Origin of the sequence: Planococcus halotolerans, from assembly GCF_003289955.1 — a bacterium.
In the GTDB taxonomy this organism is placed as follows: Bacteria; Bacillota; Bacilli; order Bacillales_A; family Planococcaceae; genus Planococcus; species Planococcus halotolerans.
This window is the reverse complement of the sequence record NZ_QLZR01000001.1, coordinates 235,652-255,376: the sequence shown is the minus strand read 5'-3', so window position 1 is coordinate 255,376 and position 19,725 is coordinate 235,652. Positions and strand designations below refer to the sequence as shown.

Sequence of the window (19,725 nt, the reverse complement as noted above, 5' to 3'; positions counted from 1 at the left end):
ACTCCTTTTTATAGATTTACCAGCTGAGTCCAATACCATCTCCCCGTGGATCTGCACCGGCACTCAGCACACCTCTTTCTCTGTCGATAATGATTCCTTGAGCGTGGCCCATCGTACCAGTCCAGTTTTCTACACGTTCCACGAGCTGCCCCCTCTTATCCAATTCATCTGTGATGTCCTTGGAAATGCGGCTTTCCAGTTTAAAAGTTTTACTTTCCTCTCCCCAGGTTTTTCCATGAAGCCATCTTGGTGCTTCAATTGCCTGCTGAATATTGTAGCCAAAGTCAACGACGCGAGTAGCGATGGCTGCCTGTGTTTGTGGCTGTCCTTCTCCTCCCATTGATCCATAAAGCATAAATGGCTTTCCGTCTTTCAGCATCATCGCAGGAATAATTGTATGGAAAGTTTTTTTGCCCGGGGCAAGAGCATTCGGGTGTTCAGGATCGAGTTCAAAAAAAGATCCGCGGTTTTGCAGGATAAATCCTGTGCCTTCCGGTACAAAACCTGAGCCGAATTCATGATAGATGCTCTGGATAAGCGAACAGGCATTTCCTTCTTCGTCCACAGCACACATATAAGTTGTGTCTTTATTCTCCTTGAATAATGGGAGCGATTTTTGGCGTTCAAGCGCCGGAGATACACGATCAAACTGAATCTGCTTAGCCAACTCCTTGCCGATTTCTTTGGCGATGAGTTCCTCAGGTTCACGCTCCATATAATTCTCGTCTGTCACCCATTCATCTCTGTAGAGAAAGGCGAGTTTAGTTGCTTCGGCCATAAGGTGATAGTAATCAGCCGTATTGTCGCCCAGCTCTTTCAAATTAAATTCATCAAGGATATTTAGTATTATGAGCGAAGCGAGACCTTGTGTATTTGGCCGGATCTGAAAAACATCGTATCCCCTGTAAGAAGATTGAAGCGGCTCCTGCCATTCGGATTTATGGTTATTCAAGTCATTTTTGGTTAATAAACCGCCGTGTTTCTCTAAACTGCTTATAATTTTTTCGGCAATTTCTCCAGAGTAAAATACAGAAGGGCCTTCACTGGCAATAAGTTTCAGTGAGCGGGCAAGATCAGATTGGACGAAGAGGTCGCCTTCTTTGAGGATATTGCCGTCCTTCATAAATATTTTCTTGGTTTCTTCATGAAGTTCAAGAACGTCTTTCTTTTCGGGAATGAAATCACTGAATTTCTGTGAAACAGGAAAACCTTGCTCCGCATAGTGGATAGCGTATTTGAAAAGGGATTCCCATTCCTTTTTCCCATATTTTTGGTGAATTTCCCACCAGGCATGAACCGTGCCGGGGACAGTATTGGCGGCGAGTGGGCCGCGCTCAGGAATTTCCTCGTGCCCATTATTCCGATAATAGTCAATCGTCACATTTTCTCCTGACTTGCCGCTTCCATTGATTGCATCAACTTTGCCGTTTTTATTTGTCCAGATTAAGGAGAATAAATCTCCGCCTAAACCTGCCATATGTGGGTAAACTACACACAGAACGGCATTCATGCCAATAGCGGCATCTACCGCGTGGCCTCCGTCTTTAAGGATTTCCTGTCCTGCTTGAGTAGCGAGGTAGTGAGGTGATGCGACCGCGCCGGTAGTTCCAAAAGCAGGGGGACGGTGAGTGGATAAAAATTCAGTAGCAGCACCAGTAACATTGTTATTATCCATGTGAATTCCTCCTTTACGTTTCTTCTATATAGGCTCCTTACCACAAAAAAATGTCATTAAACTATAAAAATGGTATTCCTGTTAATTTGTCAGAAAACAAAGTACAATATTTGCGAAAGGGTGGTTGATATGTGCGGAAGATTTGCGTTATATGCAGATTATAAGGTGATACTGGAACGCTTTGATATTGACCAGGCATCGTTTGACGAGACTGAGTATGAGCAAAGTTATAATATTGCACCTTCCCAGCAAGTGGCAGCAGTTGTCAGCGACGGGAATAAAAATCGCTTGGGCAAACTGAAGTGGGGACTTATTCCGCCGTGGGCAAAAGATGCGAAAATAGGGTATAAGATGATCAATGCCAGGTCGGAAACTGCGGCAGAAAAGCCGAGTTATCGCAATGCCTTCAAGAAGAAGCGCTGCCTGGTTGTAGCAGATTCCTTCTATGAATGGAGAAAGGAAGAAACAGGGAAAACACCGATGCTGATTAAGATGAAGTCAGGCGAACCTTTCGCATTTGCAGCTTTGTGGGAATCCTGGGAATCTCCTGAAGGAGACACAGTCCATAGCTGCTCTATTTTGACGACTAAACCGAATAAAATAATGGCATCGATCCATGACCGTATGCCGGTCATTTTGTCCAAGGAAGCGGAAAAGATCTGGCTGGATCCAAAAGTTCAGGATTTTGAATTGCTGGAGAGCTTTCTAAAACCGTACGATGACGGCGAATTGGAAGCTTACGAGGTGTCGGATGAAGTTAATTCACCCAAAAACAATAACCCGGCCCTGATTCGCAAAATAAGCTGATTCTTCTGGGTAGAAATGAATGAGAGAGGGCTGGAAAATGGCTCTCTCTTTTTTTGAATTATGCTACTATTATAAAGAGGTGACTTTAATTGATTCGTGAAATAGACCACCGCAATGAATCTGCAGCCAAGGCAATTCAGCGTATTCAGCGTCCGGCTTATTTGGTGGAAGCAGAATTGATGGGTTTCAAAGGCATCCCGCAATTAAAAGAGTCCATCCTTGAAATTCAGAATAGCGGCGAAAACTTTCTCGGGTATCTGGAACATGAGCGTCTGATGGGCTTCATTTCTTATAAAAAAGAAGGAAATGTGGTAGATATCCACCGCCTGGTAGTTGACCCGGAGCATTTCCGAAAAGGGATCGGAAGGGAACTGCTGACGTCTTTAACTAAAACTTTTGAAGGAATAGAATTTATCGTCAGCACTGGCAAAGCGAATAAACCGGCAAAAAATCTTTATACAAGTTTCGGATTTACCGAGTCAGAGGATTTTGAAGTGGCACCGGGCATTTTCTGTACTACTCTTGAAAAATGAAATTTATATAATAGATTGGAGGAATAGTTATGGATTATTTAAATCACCCGTTTGCATCCAAGAGGCATACAGTATTTTCGAAAAAAGGGATGGTGGCTACATCGCAACCGCTGGCAGCACAGGCAGGGCTGGAAATCATGCAAAAAGGCGGCAACGCCATTGATGCGGCTATTGCAACAGCAGCTGCATTGACGGTTGTGGAGCCGACTTCGAACGGCATCGGAGGAGACGCGTTTGCGCTTGTATGGGTAAAAGATAAGCTTCACGGCCTGAACAGTTCAGGCCCTGCGCCTAAAAGCATTTCTGCAGAGGCAGTAAAAGCATTAGGGCATGAAAAGATGCCGGTACATGGTGTAGTGCCCATCACTGTTCCGGGAGTCCCGGCCGCTTGGGCGGAATTATCACAGAAGTTCGGTAAACTGTCGCTGGTGGAAACATTGAAACCGGCAATCAGGTATGCCGAAGATGGTTATCCGCTGACACCGATTCTCGGAAAGTATTGGAAAGCTGCTTATACGAGTTTCAAGAAAAACTTCACTTCTGAAGAGTATCAAGCGTGGTTCGATACATTTGCACCTGGCGGCAAAGTTCCTGCCATCGGGGAGATGTGGTCGTCACCAGGGCATGCGGCTACCTTAAGAGAAATAGGGGAAACCGATGCACGCTCTTTTTATGAAGGTCCAATCGCTGAAAAAATTGATACATATATGAAAAAGCATGGCGGCTTTTTGGCTAAAGAGGATATGGCAGCTTATAAACCTGAATGGGTGGAGCCCATTTCTGCTCATTATAAGGGTTTCGATGTATGGGAAATTCCACCGAATGGACAAGGTATGGTGGCATTGATGGCGTTAAATATCTTTAAAAAAATGAAGAAGCCGCAGTGGCAATCGGCACAGACGCTGCATGAGCAAATCGAATCGATGAAACTGGCGTTTACTGACGGCAAAGCATTTATCACTGAACCTGAAGCCATGCCAGTCAGCGCAGAACATCTTTTATCTGAAGAATATGCGGAAACACGAAGTGCGTCCATTGGTGAAACGGCATCAGCTCCTGAACCATACGAATTGCCGAAAGGCGGCACCGTGTATTTGGCTGCAGCGGATGAAGAAGGAAATATGATTTCCTATATCCAGAGTAATTATATGGGCTTCGGTTCCGGCATCGTCATTCCGGGAACAGGCATCGGCATGCAAAACCGCGGAGCCGATTTTTCATTGGATGAAAGCCATCCGAATGTGTTGAGGGGCGGGAAAAAGACGTTCCATACGATAATTCCCGGTTTCCTGACGAAAGACGGTAAAGCAGTCGGACCTTTCGGCGTTATGGGCGGATACATGCAGCCACAGGGCCATTTTCAGGTTGTTACGAATACAATTGATTATCTGCTGAATCCACAGGCCGCACTTGATGCGCCGCGCTGGCAATGGATGGAAGGCAAAATCGTTTTGGTCGAACCGGAGTTCCCGAATTATTTGGCTCAGGCTTTAGCCAGAAAAGGGCATACAATCCAAGTGGCGACCGATGGCGGAAGTTTCGGGCGTGGCCAGATTATCTGGCGCAACCCGGAGACCGGCGTTTTAGCCGGAGGTACCGAATCGCGGACAGATGGCATGATTGCAGCTTGGTAGAAAGTTATGGGAAAGGGAAAGGAGGGGCTTTTTGTGAATAAGAATACCGATTTGTTCGCTGCTTTTTTTCGTATCGGCATGCTGGGGTTCGGCGGAGGCCCTTCAGCGATTCCGCTTTTTGAACAGGAAGCAGTTAAAAAATATAAGTGGATGACAAGCGATGAGTTCGGGGATACCCTTGCTTTGGCAAACACAATGCCGGGACCGCTGGCAACAAAGATGGCTGGATATATCGGTTACCGCGTAAACGGCATTATGGGTTGCCTGGTGGCTTTGCTTGCTTCTGTCGTGCCTACAGTCCTTCTGATGATCATACTTTTAGGGGTGCTGCAGCAATATAAGGATGTTGCCTGGGTAGATGGCATGTCTGAAGCTGTTGTTCCGGTTGTTGGTGTAATGCTTGCAATCCTGACGCTGGATTTTCTGAAGAAATCCAGAGATTCCCTCGGCTGGCTGAGAGCTGTAATCTATACAGTGATTTCCATAATATTGATGGAAGTGGCAGGAGTTCATCCAGCTGTCCTGATTGTGGCGATACTGGTAATTGTATTTCTTCCGTTCAGGAAGGAAGGTGAGCCGAAATGATTTATTGGCAAATCTTTATGGCCTTCTTTATTCCAGGAATTTTGGGATACGGCGGAGGCCCTGCTTCCATCCCGCTAGTGGAAAAGGAAGTGGTGGATCGCTATGGCTGGATGACTACCCAGGAATTCGGCGAAGTATTGGCACTCGGCAATGCACTTCCTGGACCGGTCGCCACTAAAATGGCCGGTTATATCGGTTACACGGAAGGGGGTATCCTTGGTTCGGCCGTTGCGCTTTTTGCTTCGGTTGCGCCTTCTTTGATCTTGATGATCGGATTGATGGTTACCCTTTTAAAATACAAAGACTCACCTAAAGTGAAGAATATCACCAAAATGATACGCCCTGTCATCGCTGTGTTGCTTGGTGCCATGGCTCTTCAGTTCTTTGTGACTTCTTATGAAACATCGGGCACCATTCAAACAATTTTGCTGATCGTTATCAGCTATTGGCTGCTTGAAATACGTAAAATGCATCCGGCATATGTAATTCTGATGGCGCTTGCTTACGGCGCGCTTACCGGTTTCTTTTAAACTCCGGCCATCCGCAATGCGCGGATGGCTTTTTGCGTGCTTTTCTATGTCCAGACTCCGGCGACCCAGCTCTTCGGGTCATAAGCCACTTTGTGTCTAGTCTCCAGTGCCTAGCTCTTCGGGATATAAGTCAAACCAGCTGCGTGGCATAGAGCGCCACTACGCTGATTCGTCTTATACCTGTCAGAGCTGAACAGGCACTTCCGCTTTTCGAGACTGCGCGGCTGAAAAGACGCCGCTTCGCCAAATCGTCTTATGCCTTTCAGAGCTTAACGGGTGCCGTCACTTTTCTAGCAAGCAGATTTATTTACTTTTATTTGCAGAGGTTTTAATCTATATGAAGCAAAACTTTACGCTTGTATTGTTAAATGAATCAACATAGTGTCCGGTGCAGTAAGCCAGCAGGATACTTTATATGAGAGGGAGAAAAAATGGGAGATTATCTTATTAAAGCTCTGGCCTTTGATGGCCAGGTTCGCGCATATGCAGCAAAAACGACAGACACGGTAAGTGAGGCACAGCGACGCCATTATACATGGCCAACCGCCTCTGCAGCGCTTGGACGCTCAATGACAGCAAGTGTCATGATGGGCGCCATGATGAAAGGCGAAGAAAAATTGACAATCAGCATCAACGGCGGCGGACCTATCGGAAACATTCTGGTCGACGCCAATGCCAAAGGCGAAGTACGGGGCTATGTGTCAAAACCGCAGACTCATTTCGAATTGAATGAAATCGGCAAACTCGACGTACGCCGGGCAGTCGGAACAGAGGGGACCTTATCTGTTTCCAAGGATATCGGTTTACTTCAGCCGTTTATCGGCCAGGTGCCGATCGTTTCAGGTGAAATCGGCGATGACTTTACACATTATATCGTCACGTCCGAACAGGTTCCTTCTTCTGTTGGCGTAGGTGTAATAGTCAATCCAGACAATACGATTTTGGCTTCAGGAGGGTTTATCATCCAATTGATGCCCGGAACTCCGGAAGAGATTATTACGAATATTGAACAGCGTTTGTCGACAATCCCAACGATTTCGAAAATGATCAGTGAAGGAATGACGCCGGAAGATATTCTTCATGAAGTTCTTGGAAAAGAGAATGTGAAGATACTGGACGAAATGCCGGTCACATTCACTTGCCAATGTTCACGTGAACGGATAACGAATGCCATTACAAGCCTTGGTTCAGAAGAAATTGAAGATATGATCGAAACAGACGGACAGGCAGAGGCGGAATGCCATTTCTGCAATGAAAAATACCATTTCTCCAAAGAAAATCTGGAGAACCTTTTGGAACAAGCGAAATATTGAAAATAGCCACTCGCTAAAAAGCGGGTGGTCTTTTCTTAAGGGAAATATCTTGAATTCGAGATAAGTTTCATTTACCCTTAAAATGGGAACTTATTAAAAGACGAAATCGTACGGGAGGTAATTTTATGAAACACATCTTTAAAGCCGGAAAGGATCCGGAAAAACCGGTTCTGCTGTTGCTGCACGGCACAGGGGGCACTGAAAACGATTTGCTGCCGCTTGCTGCACATATTGACCCAGAGGCATCTGTATTAAGTGTACGGGGAAATGTCTCGGAAAACGGCATGCCGAGATTTTTTAAACGGCTCTCTGAAGGCGTTTTTGACATGGAAGATTTGAAACTCCGCACAGAAGAGCTTTATCAATTTATCGTGGATTCCGCTGAACAATACGGTTTTGACCGCTCAAACGTCGTAGCGGTCGGCTACTCGAACGGAGCGAATATCGCTGCGAACCTGCTGTTCACTTATGATGATGCATTAAAAGCCGCCATTCTCCATCATCCGATGGTGCCAAATCGCGAGACGGAATTGCCTGCATTAGACGGAACGCCGGTCTTCATCGCGGCTGGAACAAATGATCCGATCTGTCCGGCGCAGGAATCGAAAGATCTTGAGAAGCTGCTGGCGGATGCCGGTGCCAGTGTTGAACTGCACTGGGAAAACCAGGGCCATCAGCTGACGATGCCCGAAGTCGAAGCGGCCAAAGTTTGGTACAGCAAAATTTAGGGAATCTATCCCCCTGCAGGGTGCAGGGGGATTTTTTTTGTCTAGACTTCAGCGGCCCAGCTCTTCGGGTCATAAGCCAGTCCAACTGCGCGGCCAAGGCCACTTCGTTGGTCTGTCTTATGTCTTTCAGAGCTTAACGGGCGCTTACGCTTTTCTTTAGCATTTCAGCCATTTTTCAGGCACAATGAAACCACAATGGAAAATAGAGGAGGGATCGTGTGCAAACCAATCCAAGAATACAACAGCAGCTTCAGAAATGGGTTGAAGAAAACAGGGGGCACGTGATACTCGGCACTACAGCCCAGTATATTCCTGAACTAGGCAAAGCCGATCCAAGTAAACTGGGCATTTGTATGCTGGACGAAGAAGGCAATTATTATTGTGCAGGAGACACTGATATCGAATTTACACTTCAAAGCATCTCGAAGGCTTTAACGTTTATCGCCTTGAGCTGCCATTACGGGTTGGAATTCGTCTTGGAACGAGTGGACGTTGAGCCGACAGGCGAAGCCTTCAACTCAATTATCCCTTTTGAGATCCATCGTCCGAACAAGCCGTTTAATCCATTTATCAATGCAGGAGCCATTACTATTTCCGCTTTGCTGCCAGGCCAGACGAGCCAGAAGAAATATGAATATCTGCTGCACTTCCTGGAAGAGCTGGTCGGCCATCCGCTTGAAATGGACCGTGAAGTTTACGATTCCGAATGGAAAGCATCGCACCGCAACCGGGCGCTTGCCTATTACTTGAAAGAAGCGAAATTCCTCGAAATCGAAGTGGAAGAAGCGCTGGATATATATATCCGCCAATGCTCCATCAAAGTGTCCACAAAAGACCTCGCATTAATCGGATTGATTATTGCCTATGACGGTTACAACCCGATTACCAAAGTTAAGCATTTCTCCGACGAGATTGCGCAAGTGGCCAAGGTTCTTATGGTTACGTGCGGCATGTATAATTCTTCAGGGAATTTTGCGGCGCATGTCGGTATACCGGCAAAAAGTGGAGTTTCCGGCGGAATCATGGCTGCAGTGCCGCCGAAATTGCATTCACAGACATACGAGTTCCGTGCAGGTGCCGGAATCGGCGTTTATGGTCCGGCAATTGATGTTCAGGGCAATAGTGCTGCAGGTACAATGATGCTCCGCCAAATCTCGAAAGAATGGGATTTGAGTATATTTTAAAGTAATCCACGGGTCTGATAAGGACTCGTGGATATTTTTATTAACAAATAACTGATATTTCTGTTAAATTCGTTTCTTCTATAGGAATTAGGGTATTTTAAAACTACTACTAAACCAAAAGGAGAGGGAAAATGAAGAGAAAACCTGCGTTTGACGAAAACTCGAAAAACAGGCAGTTGGAAGAGTTTAGAACGGATGATTCAGGAAAGGATTTAACGACGAACCAAGGGCTGAAAGTATCGGATGATGAGCACTCCTTAAAAGCAGGAGTCAGAGGCCCAACGTTAATGGAAGATTTTCATTTCCGCGAAAAGATGACGCATTTCGATCATGAGCGCATACCGGAACGGGTGGTCCACGCCAGAGGATATGCTGCACATGGGGAGTTTGAAGTTTACGAGTCCCAATCTCATTTGACCAAGGCGAAATTTTTGTCTGAAAAAGGGAAGAAAACTCCGGTATTTGTCAGATTTTCCACTGTCGTTGGATTCCGGGGTTCTGCTGAAACTGTTCGTGACGCAAGGGGATTTGCTACGAAATTCTACACCGAAGAAGGAAACTATGATCTAGTGGCAAACAACATTCCCGTTTTCTTTATTCAGGATGCCATCAAGTTTCCGGATTTGGTACATTCCATTAAACCTGAACCGCATAATGAAATGCCTCAGGCTTCAGGAGCACATGATACATTCTGGGATTTTGTAGCGAATAACCAAGAGTCTGCACATATGGTGATGTGGCTCATGTCGGACAGGGCAGTACCGCGAAGCTTCCGCATGATGGACGGTTTTGGTGTGCATGCGTTCCGTTTCATTAACGAGGAAGGAAAAGCCCATTTAGTCAAATTTAATTGGAAATCCACGCTGGGTGTGCATTCACTTGTATGGGATGAGGCGCAGAAAATCGCAGGGAAGGATCCCGATTTCAATCGCAAAGATTTGTATGAAGCGATTGAAAAAGGAGATTATCCGGAATTTGAACTTGGTGTGCAAATAATAGCGGAAGAGGATGAGCATAAGTTCGATTTCGATCTTTTGGATGCTACGAAGATTTGGCCGCAGGAAGAAGTTCCCATCCAAATGATTGGGAAGATGACGTTGAACCGTAATGTGGACAATGTATTTGCTGAAACCGAGCAGGTTGCATTTCATCCTGGCCATGTAGTTCCAGGCATCGACTTTTCCAATGACCCTTTATTGCAGGGACGGTTATTTTCCTATACAGATACCCAGCTAATACGGCTCGGGGGACCAAACTTCCATGAAATTCCGATAAATCGGCCGGTATGCCCTTTCCATAATAACCAGCGGGATGGCTATAACCGGATGACGATCAATAAAGGCCAAGTTTCCTATCATAATAATTCATTGGCGGGTAATACACCTTCTCCGACCAGTGAGGCCGACGGGGGATTCAGCCATTACCAGGAAAAAGTGGAAGGACGCAAAATCCGTGCGCGGAGCGAGAGCTTCGATGATCATTTTACCCAGGCGGCGATGTTCTGGAACAGCATGTCGGATCCTGAAAAAAAACATATTATTGAAGCTTTCAGTTTTGAACTTGGAAAATGCAAAGAAATATCCATCAGGAAACAAGTGGTTGATATGTTTGCCAACGCAGATTTGAAGATGAGCCAGCAAATCGCTAAAAATATCGGAGTGGAAGCTCCAATGAGCGGAGTATCAATACCGGAGAAAACTTCGCCGGCATTGAGCCAGGAAAACACCATTAAAACACCGATGACACGAAAAGTGGGAATTTTGCTGGCACCGGATTTTAATGGTGAAGATTTGAAGCAAGTGCTGGATTCGTTTAAGGAAAAAGGAGTCAAACACGAGATCATCAGTGAAATGCAAGGGATTTTGAAAGGGTCAGATGGAACTGAAATGAAAGTGGACGAAACTTTTTCGACGACTGATCCCGTATTGTATGATGCGATTTATGCAGTTGGAGGACCCATCATCAATAAGAAATTCGCAAAAGAAGGAGCTCGGTATATCGCCGAAGCATTCGACCATTATAAACCTGTTGGTGCCACCCATGAAGGGAAGAAATGGCTGCACAATTCGGAGATGAGAAAACAGCCGGGTGTAATTACAGGAGACGATATGGGAATGTTCACCGATGCATTTTTAGAAGCAATCAGAGAGCACAGGCACTGGAAGCGGAATGTTGGCTAAACAGCTTAAAATTAAGTCGAAAGTATTATTGAAGTATGGAGAGGTTTCAGGATGTGGCATACGGGTAAATCTAACAGTAGATACATCTTATCAGCAGAAACATAAAAATTGGAGGAATAGAAGATGGCCAACAATAAATTTATGGGTACTTTCGACACAGAATCAGAAGTTCTGCAAAAGATTGAAGAACTTAAAGCAACAGGTTCAAAAGAAGATGACATGTTTGTAATGGCACGCGATAAAGATCAGATTTCAATGGTTCGAGGTCGTACCGATGTCGATTATAAATCGTCGGAAGGCAATTGGATGGACAAATTCATGGGTTTCCTGTCAGGAGATGATTCCACCCGTGAAGCATTCTCGGGATTGGATATTGATAAAGATGAAGCAGACCGTTATTACAACGAAGTCCAAAATGGCAAAATCCTTTTATTCGTAGACCGTGAATTTGGTGCCAACTACGAAGGGAAAGCACCTTATGACAATCAGGCATACGGAGAACCGACAGATGCTGCGACGGGATCGACGGGCGCTGCCGGAGTAGCGGGCAGCAGTGGAACAGCATACAATACAAACCGCTCTGATGTAACGGACAGCACAAAACCGGGCTATGTTGAATCCGGCACAGTGGCCCGCGATGGACTGACGGTGGATACTAATGATGAAAATGATGTTTATTATAATAGCAGAAGAGACAATGCACTTGGTGATGGCGAGTCGATGGACCGTTCCATCAGAGATGATGAGACCGCCGGCGTCGGCCATGACAGTGGCACAGGATTCGGCCTCGGTTCTCCGACAACAGGAACCAATTATTCTGATGCCGACCGTGATCGGGACCGGGACTCTGGCCGCGACCGCACGGACAACGATACAACTTTAGGCCGCGGCCATACGGACGAAGAAAAGCTTCGTTTACATGAAGAGCGCCTGCATGTGGATAAAGAGCAAGTTAAAACCGGCGAAGTGAATGTAGATAAGCATGTAGTGGAGGAAGAACGTTCAGTCGATGTTCCGGTCGAACGGGAAGAAGTTTATGTGGAACGCCGCCCGGTTGACGAAAAATCAACGGATGCGCGTGACACAGGATTCAACGAAAACGACAACATCAACATTCCTGTCTCTGAAGAGCGGGTGAATGTTTCCAAAAACGACGTAGTCAGCGAAGAGATTGTCGTCGGCAAACGCAAAGTGGAAGACACGGAAACTGTACGCGATACGGTTCGCCGTGAGGAAGCTGATATTGACGAAGACGTTAATCTGACGGATGAAGAAAGAAGTCGTGACCGGGACAACCGTGACCGCTTCTAATAATTAACACCTGACAAGAAAAGACGGAGACCCTCCGTCTTTTTCTTTTAGTCATTGAATATGCTCGATTTGGTCAAATAATTGTGCAGGATTTTATTTCTGCCTGAAACAGGTTTGGAGGAGTAAAAGATGGCTGATAAAAAGAACAATAACAATGATGCACAGGAACGGGGATTTAATTCGGGCGCAGCCTACGGCGATCCAAAAGAGAATACCCAGGAGAAGCAGAAAAAGCCAGCTGAAAGAAACGAAAAGGACAGTCCATTCCGTATGGATCCCGATGGGAATCTGAGTACGGGAGATGGAGAAACAGGCAGCGGCATCTATACCGGGCAGCGAACAGATGATTTGGCCGCCCCGGGCGATAATTTGACGGACCAGGCAGAAACCGGACGGAATCGGGGAGACACCCCGATGATGGATAAACAGATTGATGACGTGCCTGCGAACGACCCGAATGCTGCAGATGCAGGACCGGTAAAAACGGATGAAGGAACAGAAAATGTACGTACAACAGATTCAGTCGTGGATGACCTTGCCGGTATTGATGTTTCTGATGAAGGCCTCCCGGCAAACGACCAGGCGGAATCCGATGTTCCGGCGGCAGACCCGGCAATCAACGATGTGCCGGATGCTGATAGAAGCATGTCCGATTCTACCGAGCATCTGTCCCAAAACGCTGCAGACCGCACGCGGCGGAATGAGGATAATGAACGGAAATGATGATTCAGGAGGCGGGAGATTCCCGCCTTTTTTCATTTTCAGGATAAAAGAGTATGATAGAGAAAAGAAAGGCGTGATTTTTATGGACGGAAAGAAAAGAAACGATATTAAACCGGGCATGGCAGTGAATGTAATTCTGAAGCAAGACCAGCGGAGCGGCAAAAAGACGAGTGGAGTTGTCAAAGACCTTTTAACCAACTCAGCGACACATCCGCACGGCATTAAAGTCCGTCTCGAAGACGGCCAGGTCGGCCGTGTCTGTGAAATTCTGGAGACGAAGTAGCAGCGCGTTTGCAGTTTTCAGCTCGGGGTAAACTAGAGCAGCCCTATAGAGTGGAGTGGAAAAGATGGATCGTCATTTCATCGAGAGCTACGAAGATGAGCGGGAAGTGCTCCGCAAAATCGAAGAGCTGAAAGCATTGGGATATGCTGAATCCGATATGTGCGTGCTTGCGCGGTCGAGTGAACAGTTAACGAAAATCCGTACACGTACCAATGTCGCGTACCATGCAGCGGAAGGAAGAGGCATGGGACGTTTTGGCATGTTCATCAGAAGCAGATATGTCTTTTCTTGTATTAATGAAGATGAAGTTAAGGCTAAGGAAATTGCTGATCTTTATCAACATCTTTCAGAAGGGGAAATATTATTTTTCTACAGTGAAAACAATAGAGTGCATGCGGAAGAGTTTGAAAACGACAGGAATCCTGCCCTGCCAAGTTATTGGAATGATGAAGAAGATAGGATAAGTATCGACAGCAGTCATTATGAAACATCGAATGAAATTCAGCTTCAAGGAGTGATGATAATGGATAAGCGCTTTATTGAAACTTATGAGACTGAAGATGAATTGATGCAGCAGGTTGAAAAGCTGAAGGACGAAGGCTATTCCGAAAGCGATATGTATATAATGGCTAAAAAAGACGGCCAGTTATCTATGGTAAAAGGACAAACGAATATAGATGCCCATGCTGAAGAAGGGGATTGGCTTGATCGTTTCACTTCTTTTCTGACTGATAATAACCAAATGGAGTTGGCTTTTGAAAACATGCAGCTTACTGAACACGAAGCAGAAACATATCACAAAGAAGTGGAAGACGGCAAGTTGCTGCTGTATGTAAATAAAGATTATGAAGCCCGTTTCAATGAGGTCGGAGGAGATTCCTTCAGATTGGGTGAAAAAGAGAAAACAGAACTTCAGAACAGGAAAAAGCAGTCGGAAAATGCAACTCCTGCTGCTGCAGAACGGGAAGAAAAAGTGGAATTGGATGATCATCATTATGCAGAGGAAAAAGATGGGGATTTGCACCGCAACAGAAAATCCGATATTTAATCGGAGGAAAGATATTAGATGAAGTGCTAGAGAGGATCCGTTCATCCGGGTCCTTTTTTTCTGGATATAAGTCAGGACTGAACAGGCACTTCCGCTTTTCCTTTGTGGTAGAATAGCAGTATTGAAAAAATTCGGAGGCACACAATATGACTGATTTTTTTGAACGGAAAAAGCAGCAGCTGGGCGTAGAATTGAATAAGATCCAGCGGAAAGCGGTGGAACGGACAGAAGGGCCGCTTCTTCTGCTTGCTTGTCCGGGATCAGGCAAGACCACTACTATGATCATGCGCACAGGCTATTTGATTGAAGAAAAAAACATTGCGCCCCACCGGATCAAGGCGATTACGTTCAGCAAAGCATCCGCGGACGATATGCGCGAGCGATTCAAGCGCTTTTTTCCGGAACTTGCACCAGTGGATTTTTCAACCATCCACAGTCTCGCATTCCGGATAACCAGGGAGTATCTGGCAGGTTCCAGCTATCTGATGATCGAAGGCAATGAAACAAACGGACTGCATAAAAAGCGCCTGCTGAAGGAAATGTACCAGACTGAAAACGACGAACCTGCAACAGAAGATCAATTGGAAGAGCTCATGTCTTTCATCAGTTTTGTCAAAAACAAGATGCTGCCAAGAGAACGGTGGTCGGCTTTAAAGGAGCCTTTTACCGGAGCAGTGGAAATTCTGAAAACCTACGAAGCTTTCAAGGAAAACCATGATACCCGCCTCGTCGATTTTGATGACATGCTGACTTTGGCTAACGAAGCGCTTGAGAAGGATGCGGCGATCTTGTCCAAATACCAGAAAAAATGGGATTACGTCATGACTGACGAAAGCCAGGATACTTCTCTGGTCCAGCATTCGATTGTGGAAAAACTGGTCGAACGGCACCAGAATCTTTGTGTGGTGGCGGATGACGACCAGTCGATTTACACCTGGCGTGCTGCGGAACCGACGTATCTGCTGAAATTCAAGGACGTTTACCCGAACGCTTACATTATGAAAATGGAACGGAATTACCGGTCTTCCGGAACCATCGTCAATGCGTCGAACCTCTTCATCAAAGCCAATAAAAAAAGGCATGACAAAAACATGTTCACCAAACAGGAGGAAGGACCGCCCATAATTCTGAAGCGCCTGTCTTCTGAAGAAGATCAGTTGAAGTATTTGATGAAGCAACTCACACAACTGGACCACTTCGGTGATGTGGCGATCCTTTACCGCAATAATTCATCTTCCACTCTCTTGATGAGTGAACTTGACCGCCTGGGCATCCCTTTTTATATGAAAGATGCGGATAACCGCTTTTTCTCCCACTGGATTGTGGAAGATATGCTCAACTTCATGCGTTTCAGCCTGAAACCGGAACGTGTCGACATCTATTCAAAAATCGCTTCGAAGACAAACGCCTACTGGTCCGGAAGCCAATTGCGCTTTCTGAGCCGCATGAAACCGGCAAGCACGCATGCATTGGATGAAATTCCCCGAAACGTAACGATGAAGGATTATCAGCTGAAAATAATCGCCGAACAGAAAAAGTGGTTTGAAGCCATGCGTACGATGAAACCCTTGAAAGTTATCCGTACTATCCGGGCAGAGCTTGGCTATGATCAGATGCTTGCAAGCCGGGCTGAAAAATTCGGCATGCGGCTGAAATACCTTTCTCAAATCCTTGTCACACTTGAGCAGATTGCCGAACCTCTTTCTTCAATGATGGAATTTGCGAAGCGCCTGAAGGAATTGGAGGCGGTGACACAGCAAGCGAAAGCGGAAAAAACTGATGAGATGCTGACCTTGTCGACGTTCCATAGCGCTAAAGGACTCGAGTTTGAACGGGTGTATATGCTTGATCTGGTGGAAGGAATCATTCCGACAGAAGAAGATGCTGAAAAACCGGATACGCTGGAAGAAGCGCGTCGCCTTTTTTATGTTGGAATGACGCGGGCAAAAAAACAGCTGGAATTGATCAGCTATGGCAGCGGCTCCCGTTTTATTGACGAAGTGAATGATATTGTTCTGCCGGAAAAAGCGCTGTCAGCTCCAAAGCGTAAAGCGGTTGCCACACCGGTGAAAGTGAAAGTTCCCGATAATCCGAATGCTGTAGGCGACCAGGAATCTCTGGTCGAGGGGGCAACAGTGCGCCATCGTGTTTTCGGCATCGGAGAAATAGTGGAGCGGGATCATGAACGTATTTCAATCCAATTTGCAAAAGAAAGAAAGGACCTGATGATCGATATTTGTCTCAGCTATAAGTTGTTGGAGTTGATAAACGGATAAGGAAGACGCATCGGGGCGTTCATGAGTAAAGAACGCGGGGAAATGAAGATGAAAATCAAAGATTGGAACAGAAGTTTAAAAGTGCGCCTGGTAGGCGAGTTTTTCATGAACACGAGTTACTGGATGGTTTTTCCGTTCCTGGCAATCTATTTTGCCGAGGAATTCGGAAAAGGGATGGCAGGCTTGTTGCTTGTCATTTCACAAGTCTTTTCAGTAGCAGCGAATCTGGTCGGGGGTTATCTGGCGGATCGCTACGGGAGAAGGCGAATGCTGATCATCGCGTCGATTGGGCAGGGCTTTGCCTTCCTGCTTTTCGCTCTCGCCAATTCACCATGGCTGGAATCACCGGAAATCGGTTTTATCGCTTTCACGATTGCCGGAATGGGCGGTTCCCTGTACTGGCCGGCGAGCCAAGCAATGATAGCTGACGTCATTCCGGAAAAATACCGGAGCGATGTCTTTGCGATATTCTATACAACGTTGAATATCGCTGTTGTCGTGGGACCGCTGATCGGGGCTGTACTGTTCTTTTCCTACCGGTTTGAGCTATTGCTGGTTGTTGCGGTTATTTCACTGCTGCTTGGATTGGTTCTCCGTTTATTTACAGACGAGACCCTATCGCAAAAAATGCTGGATAAATGGGCAACGGAAGAAGCGACCGGCTGGGTCGGCGCGGTATCCAAACAATTCAAGGAATACGGCATTATTTTCAAAGACCGGGTATTCCTGCTGTTTGTTATTGCCGGCGTACTGGGGGCTCAGACCTTCATGCAGCTGGATCTGCTGATTCCTGTTTACCTGAAGGAAACGATCGACAGCCAGACCATCGCTTCATTTTTCAGTATAGATTGGAAAGTTACGGGAGAAACATCCTTCGGTATCCTGCTGGCTGAAAACGGATTGCTGGTTGCTTTATTTACAGTGTTCATCACGCGTTGGATGACTCGATATCCGGAGAAATGGGTGTTTTTCACCTCCGCAATATTATATGGTGTGGCGATGTTATTATTCCCGGTTACTTCTATTTTCTGGGTCTTTGTTATTGCTATGGGAATCTTCACTCTCGCGGAATTGATGGTTGTCGGCATCCAGCAGAGCTTTATCTCGAAACTGGCGCCGGAAGAAATGCGTGGACAGTATTTTGCCGCGGCCAGTATGCGCTATACAATTGGACGGATGATTGCACCAGTGGCAATTCCCATGACTGCCTGGTTCGGATTCAATTGGACTTTCGGGATATTGGGTATTGTTGCAATGCTCAGCGGCGTTGTTTATCTGGTGATGTTCCGAGCATTTGAAAAGCGGATTGCTGCATAGTGGATCAGGAACGTACAATTAAATAGCTAAAAAGCAGATTTCATTATAAAAAGGGCACCGGATAAGTTTCCGATGCCCTTTTTGCGTTACTGTAAAGTTTTTTAGTCTTCTTTTTGCACCATGCGCAATAGCATATGAGCTAACATGTGCTGTTCTTCTTTATTGCCGACTTTCCATAGTTCCTGAAGAAGATGTTCCTCACGGTTTTTCGGCTCCTCATTCTTCGCGAGATAGCCTGCCACTTTTTCAGTGATTTGTGCAAGACGTTCTTCACTCAAGCCCATTTTTTCACCGATTTCAACTTTATCATTCAAATATTGTTTAAACTGATTGAAATTCGCGAGGATGTCTTCTTTCTTTTCATCATCAAAATTCTTCAGTTTTTCATCAACTTTTTTGTTTACGTTTTCCATTCTATAACACTCTCCTTTTAATTTTTGTTGCTAGTCTCTGTTTACCACGTAGCTTAAAAGATAAACTTTTGGATAATTTTAAATTTAAAAAAAGGTCAGTTTAAAACAGAAGTGTTCGGGTATTCAGGTAACAAGCAAGGAAATAGGGAGGATGATGAATGCATGACATTATACGATGAAATCCAGGAGTTAAAAAACTTCAAATGTGAAGACCGCTGTGTTTTAAGTGTCTACCTGAATACGAATCCTGCAGATTTAAATGCGCAAAATGGGGCATGGCGGATTCATCTGAAGAATGGCCTTAAGCGAATTGAAGAGTACCTGGAAGCTTCGCACGATGAAAATGAAATCAAAAACTATAAGTCTCTTAAGAAGAAAGTGGAAAGAGAAATAAATGACAATCAAGACGACCTCCAGAAGGGTGTCGTTATTTTTGCATCTCCGCATAAAGATCTTTGGTCTGTGCATTATGTTCAAGTCCCGGTTAAAACCAATTTCCATTGGGAGACGGAGCCTGTATTGGATCAATTGAGATATATGTATAAAGCCTATCCTTATGCAGGCGTTATATTGCCTAGCTTTAAAGGAATAAGAATTTTGGATACTTCGATGGGAATTGTCAATGAAGAGATTTATTATGATTTTGATGCCAACCTTGAAGTCTGGACGGAACAAAAAGGTGTCCGCAGTTCCGGCAGGGTCCAGGGAAGAGCTGGTGTCGGTGCAAATTCAGTTGGTGCCGGATCGCCGGGCGGCGGCGCTGCAGGCGGCAACAGTCCTGTGATTGGAGGCAGCGGCGGTGGAAGCCCTGTCGACGAATTGGATCACCGTTTGAAAGAGAATTTGGAACGCTTCTACAAAGATATGGGATCTAAAGTCGAAAAGCTGAAAAAAGAACGCAAATGGGAAGAAATTCATGTCGTGGGAGAAGCAGATCATGCCAAGTCTTTCTCGAAAGCCCTGCAGAAAAAACCGAATAGCTGCATTTACAAAAACTTCATCAACAGTTCGCCAGGAAATATCCTGCATGAAGTATTTGAGAAATAAACGAAAAGCCTCAGCGGATGCTGAGGCTTTTTTGTGGATTCAATGAGAATCGCTGATAAACAACGAAAAACCGCTGATAAACCATCGAAAATCGCTGATAAACAGAAAAAAATCGACGATAAACCGTCAAAAATCGCT

At 45.6% G+C, this 19,725-nt stretch carries 18 protein-coding genes; 16 read left to right on the top strand and 2 right to left on the bottom strand.

The annotated features are described in order from the left end of the window. Positions 1-16: 16 nt before the first annotated feature. Entirely contained in the window at positions 17-1,675 is a 1,659-nt protein-coding gene (gene ggt, locus DP120_RS01130) for a gamma-glutamyltransferase (RefSeq protein WP_112221350.1), read from the bottom strand. Positions 1,676-1,804: 129 nt separating this feature from the next. Here ggt and DP120_RS01125 point away from each other — a divergent pair, with 129 nt between their 5' ends. From DP120_RS01125 to DP120_RS01055, 15 genes are all read left to right on the top strand, one after another. Next, entirely contained in the window at positions 1,805-2,482 is a 678-nt protein-coding gene (locus DP120_RS01125; RefSeq protein WP_112221349.1) for an SOS response-associated peptidase, read from the top strand. Between the two features lie 89 nt (positions 2,483-2,571). After that, positions 2,572-3,015: a GNAT family N-acetyltransferase gene (locus DP120_RS01120; protein ID WP_233786122.1), complete on the top strand. Its 444-nt coding sequence runs from the start codon at positions 2,572-2,574 to the stop codon at positions 3,013-3,015. A 29-nt stretch (positions 3,016-3,044) separates the two neighbouring features. Continuing rightward, entirely contained in the window at positions 3,045-4,649 is a 1,605-nt protein-coding gene (locus DP120_RS01115) for a gamma-glutamyltransferase family protein (RefSeq protein WP_112221348.1), read from the top strand. A 6-nt stretch (positions 4,650-4,655) separates the two neighbouring features. Beyond that, a complete protein-coding gene (locus DP120_RS01110) occupies positions 4,656-5,234 on the top strand; it encodes a chromate transporter (protein WP_112221347.1) in 579 nt (192 codons plus the stop codon). Further along, complete coding sequence (locus tag DP120_RS01105; RefSeq protein WP_112221346.1) at positions 5,231-5,764, top strand: chromate transporter; 534 nt, start codon at positions 5,231-5,233, stop codon at positions 5,762-5,764. Before DP120_RS01110 ends, DP120_RS01105 begins: the two co-directional genes overlap by 4 nt. A gap of 431 nt (positions 5,765-6,195) precedes the next feature. Beyond that, positions 6,196-7,077 carry an Hsp33 family molecular chaperone HslO gene (gene hslO, locus DP120_RS01100; RefSeq protein WP_112221345.1) on the top strand — a complete coding sequence of 294 codons (882 nt, stop codon included), beginning with the start codon at positions 6,196-6,198 and terminating at the stop codon, positions 7,075-7,077. Positions 7,078-7,202: 125 nt separating this feature from the next. Continuing rightward, the gene (locus DP120_RS01095) at positions 7,203-7,805 is read left to right on the top strand and encodes an alpha/beta hydrolase (RefSeq protein ID WP_112221344.1); all 603 of its coding nucleotides are present in this window, start codon (positions 7,203-7,205) and stop codon (positions 7,803-7,805) included. 218 nt (positions 7,806-8,023) lie between these two features. Continuing rightward, positions 8,024-8,989, top strand: a complete 966-nt coding sequence (locus tag DP120_RS01090; RefSeq protein ID WP_112221343.1) for a glutaminase — start codon at positions 8,024-8,026, stop codon at positions 8,987-8,989. A gap of 131 nt (positions 8,990-9,120) precedes the next feature. After that, the gene (locus DP120_RS01085) at positions 9,121-11,169 is read left to right on the top strand and encodes a catalase (RefSeq protein ID WP_112221342.1); all 2,049 of its coding nucleotides are present in this window, start codon (positions 9,121-9,123) and stop codon (positions 11,167-11,169) included. 123 nt (positions 11,170-11,292) lie between these two features. Next, the gene (locus DP120_RS01080; RefSeq protein ID WP_112221341.1) at positions 11,293-12,480 is read left to right on the top strand and encodes a YsnF/AvaK domain-containing protein; all 1,188 of its coding nucleotides are present in this window, start codon (positions 11,293-11,295) and stop codon (positions 12,478-12,480) included. Between the two features lie 129 nt (positions 12,481-12,609). Further along, positions 12,610-13,203 carry a hypothetical protein gene (locus DP120_RS01075; protein ID WP_112221340.1) on the top strand — a complete coding sequence of 198 codons (594 nt, stop codon included), beginning with the start codon at positions 12,610-12,612 and terminating at the stop codon, positions 13,201-13,203. Positions 13,204-13,285: 82 nt separating this feature from the next. Then, positions 13,286-13,486, top strand: a complete 201-nt coding sequence (locus tag DP120_RS01070; protein WP_112222255.1) for a YwbE family protein — start codon at positions 13,286-13,288, stop codon at positions 13,484-13,486. Positions 13,487-13,550: 64 nt separating this feature from the next. Then, entirely contained in the window at positions 13,551-14,534 is a 984-nt protein-coding gene (locus DP120_RS01065; RefSeq protein WP_112221339.1) for a general stress protein, read from the top strand. A 146-nt stretch (positions 14,535-14,680) separates the two neighbouring features. Then, complete coding sequence (locus DP120_RS01060) at positions 14,681-16,810, top strand: ATP-dependent helicase (protein WP_112221338.1); 2,130 nt, start codon at positions 14,681-14,683, stop codon at positions 16,808-16,810. A 48-nt stretch (positions 16,811-16,858) separates the two neighbouring features. Continuing rightward, positions 16,859-18,127, top strand: coding sequence for an MDR family MFS transporter (locus tag DP120_RS01055; protein ID WP_165843719.1), 1,269 nt, complete (start codon positions 16,859-16,861; stop codon positions 18,125-18,127). A gap of 101 nt (positions 18,128-18,228) precedes the next feature. On the opposite strand, the gene DP120_RS01050 is transcribed toward DP120_RS01055, so the two are convergent. After that, a complete protein-coding gene (locus DP120_RS01050) occupies positions 18,229-18,540 on the bottom strand; it encodes a DUF3243 domain-containing protein (protein WP_112221337.1) in 312 nt (103 codons plus the stop codon). A 162-nt stretch (positions 18,541-18,702) separates the two neighbouring features. Here DP120_RS01050 and DP120_RS01045 point away from each other — a divergent pair, with 162 nt between their 5' ends. After that, the gene (locus tag DP120_RS01045; RefSeq protein ID WP_112221336.1) at positions 18,703-19,587 is read left to right on the top strand and encodes a VLRF1 family aeRF1-type release factor; all 885 of its coding nucleotides are present in this window, start codon (positions 18,703-18,705) and stop codon (positions 19,585-19,587) included. Positions 19,588-19,725 lie beyond the last annotated feature (138 nt).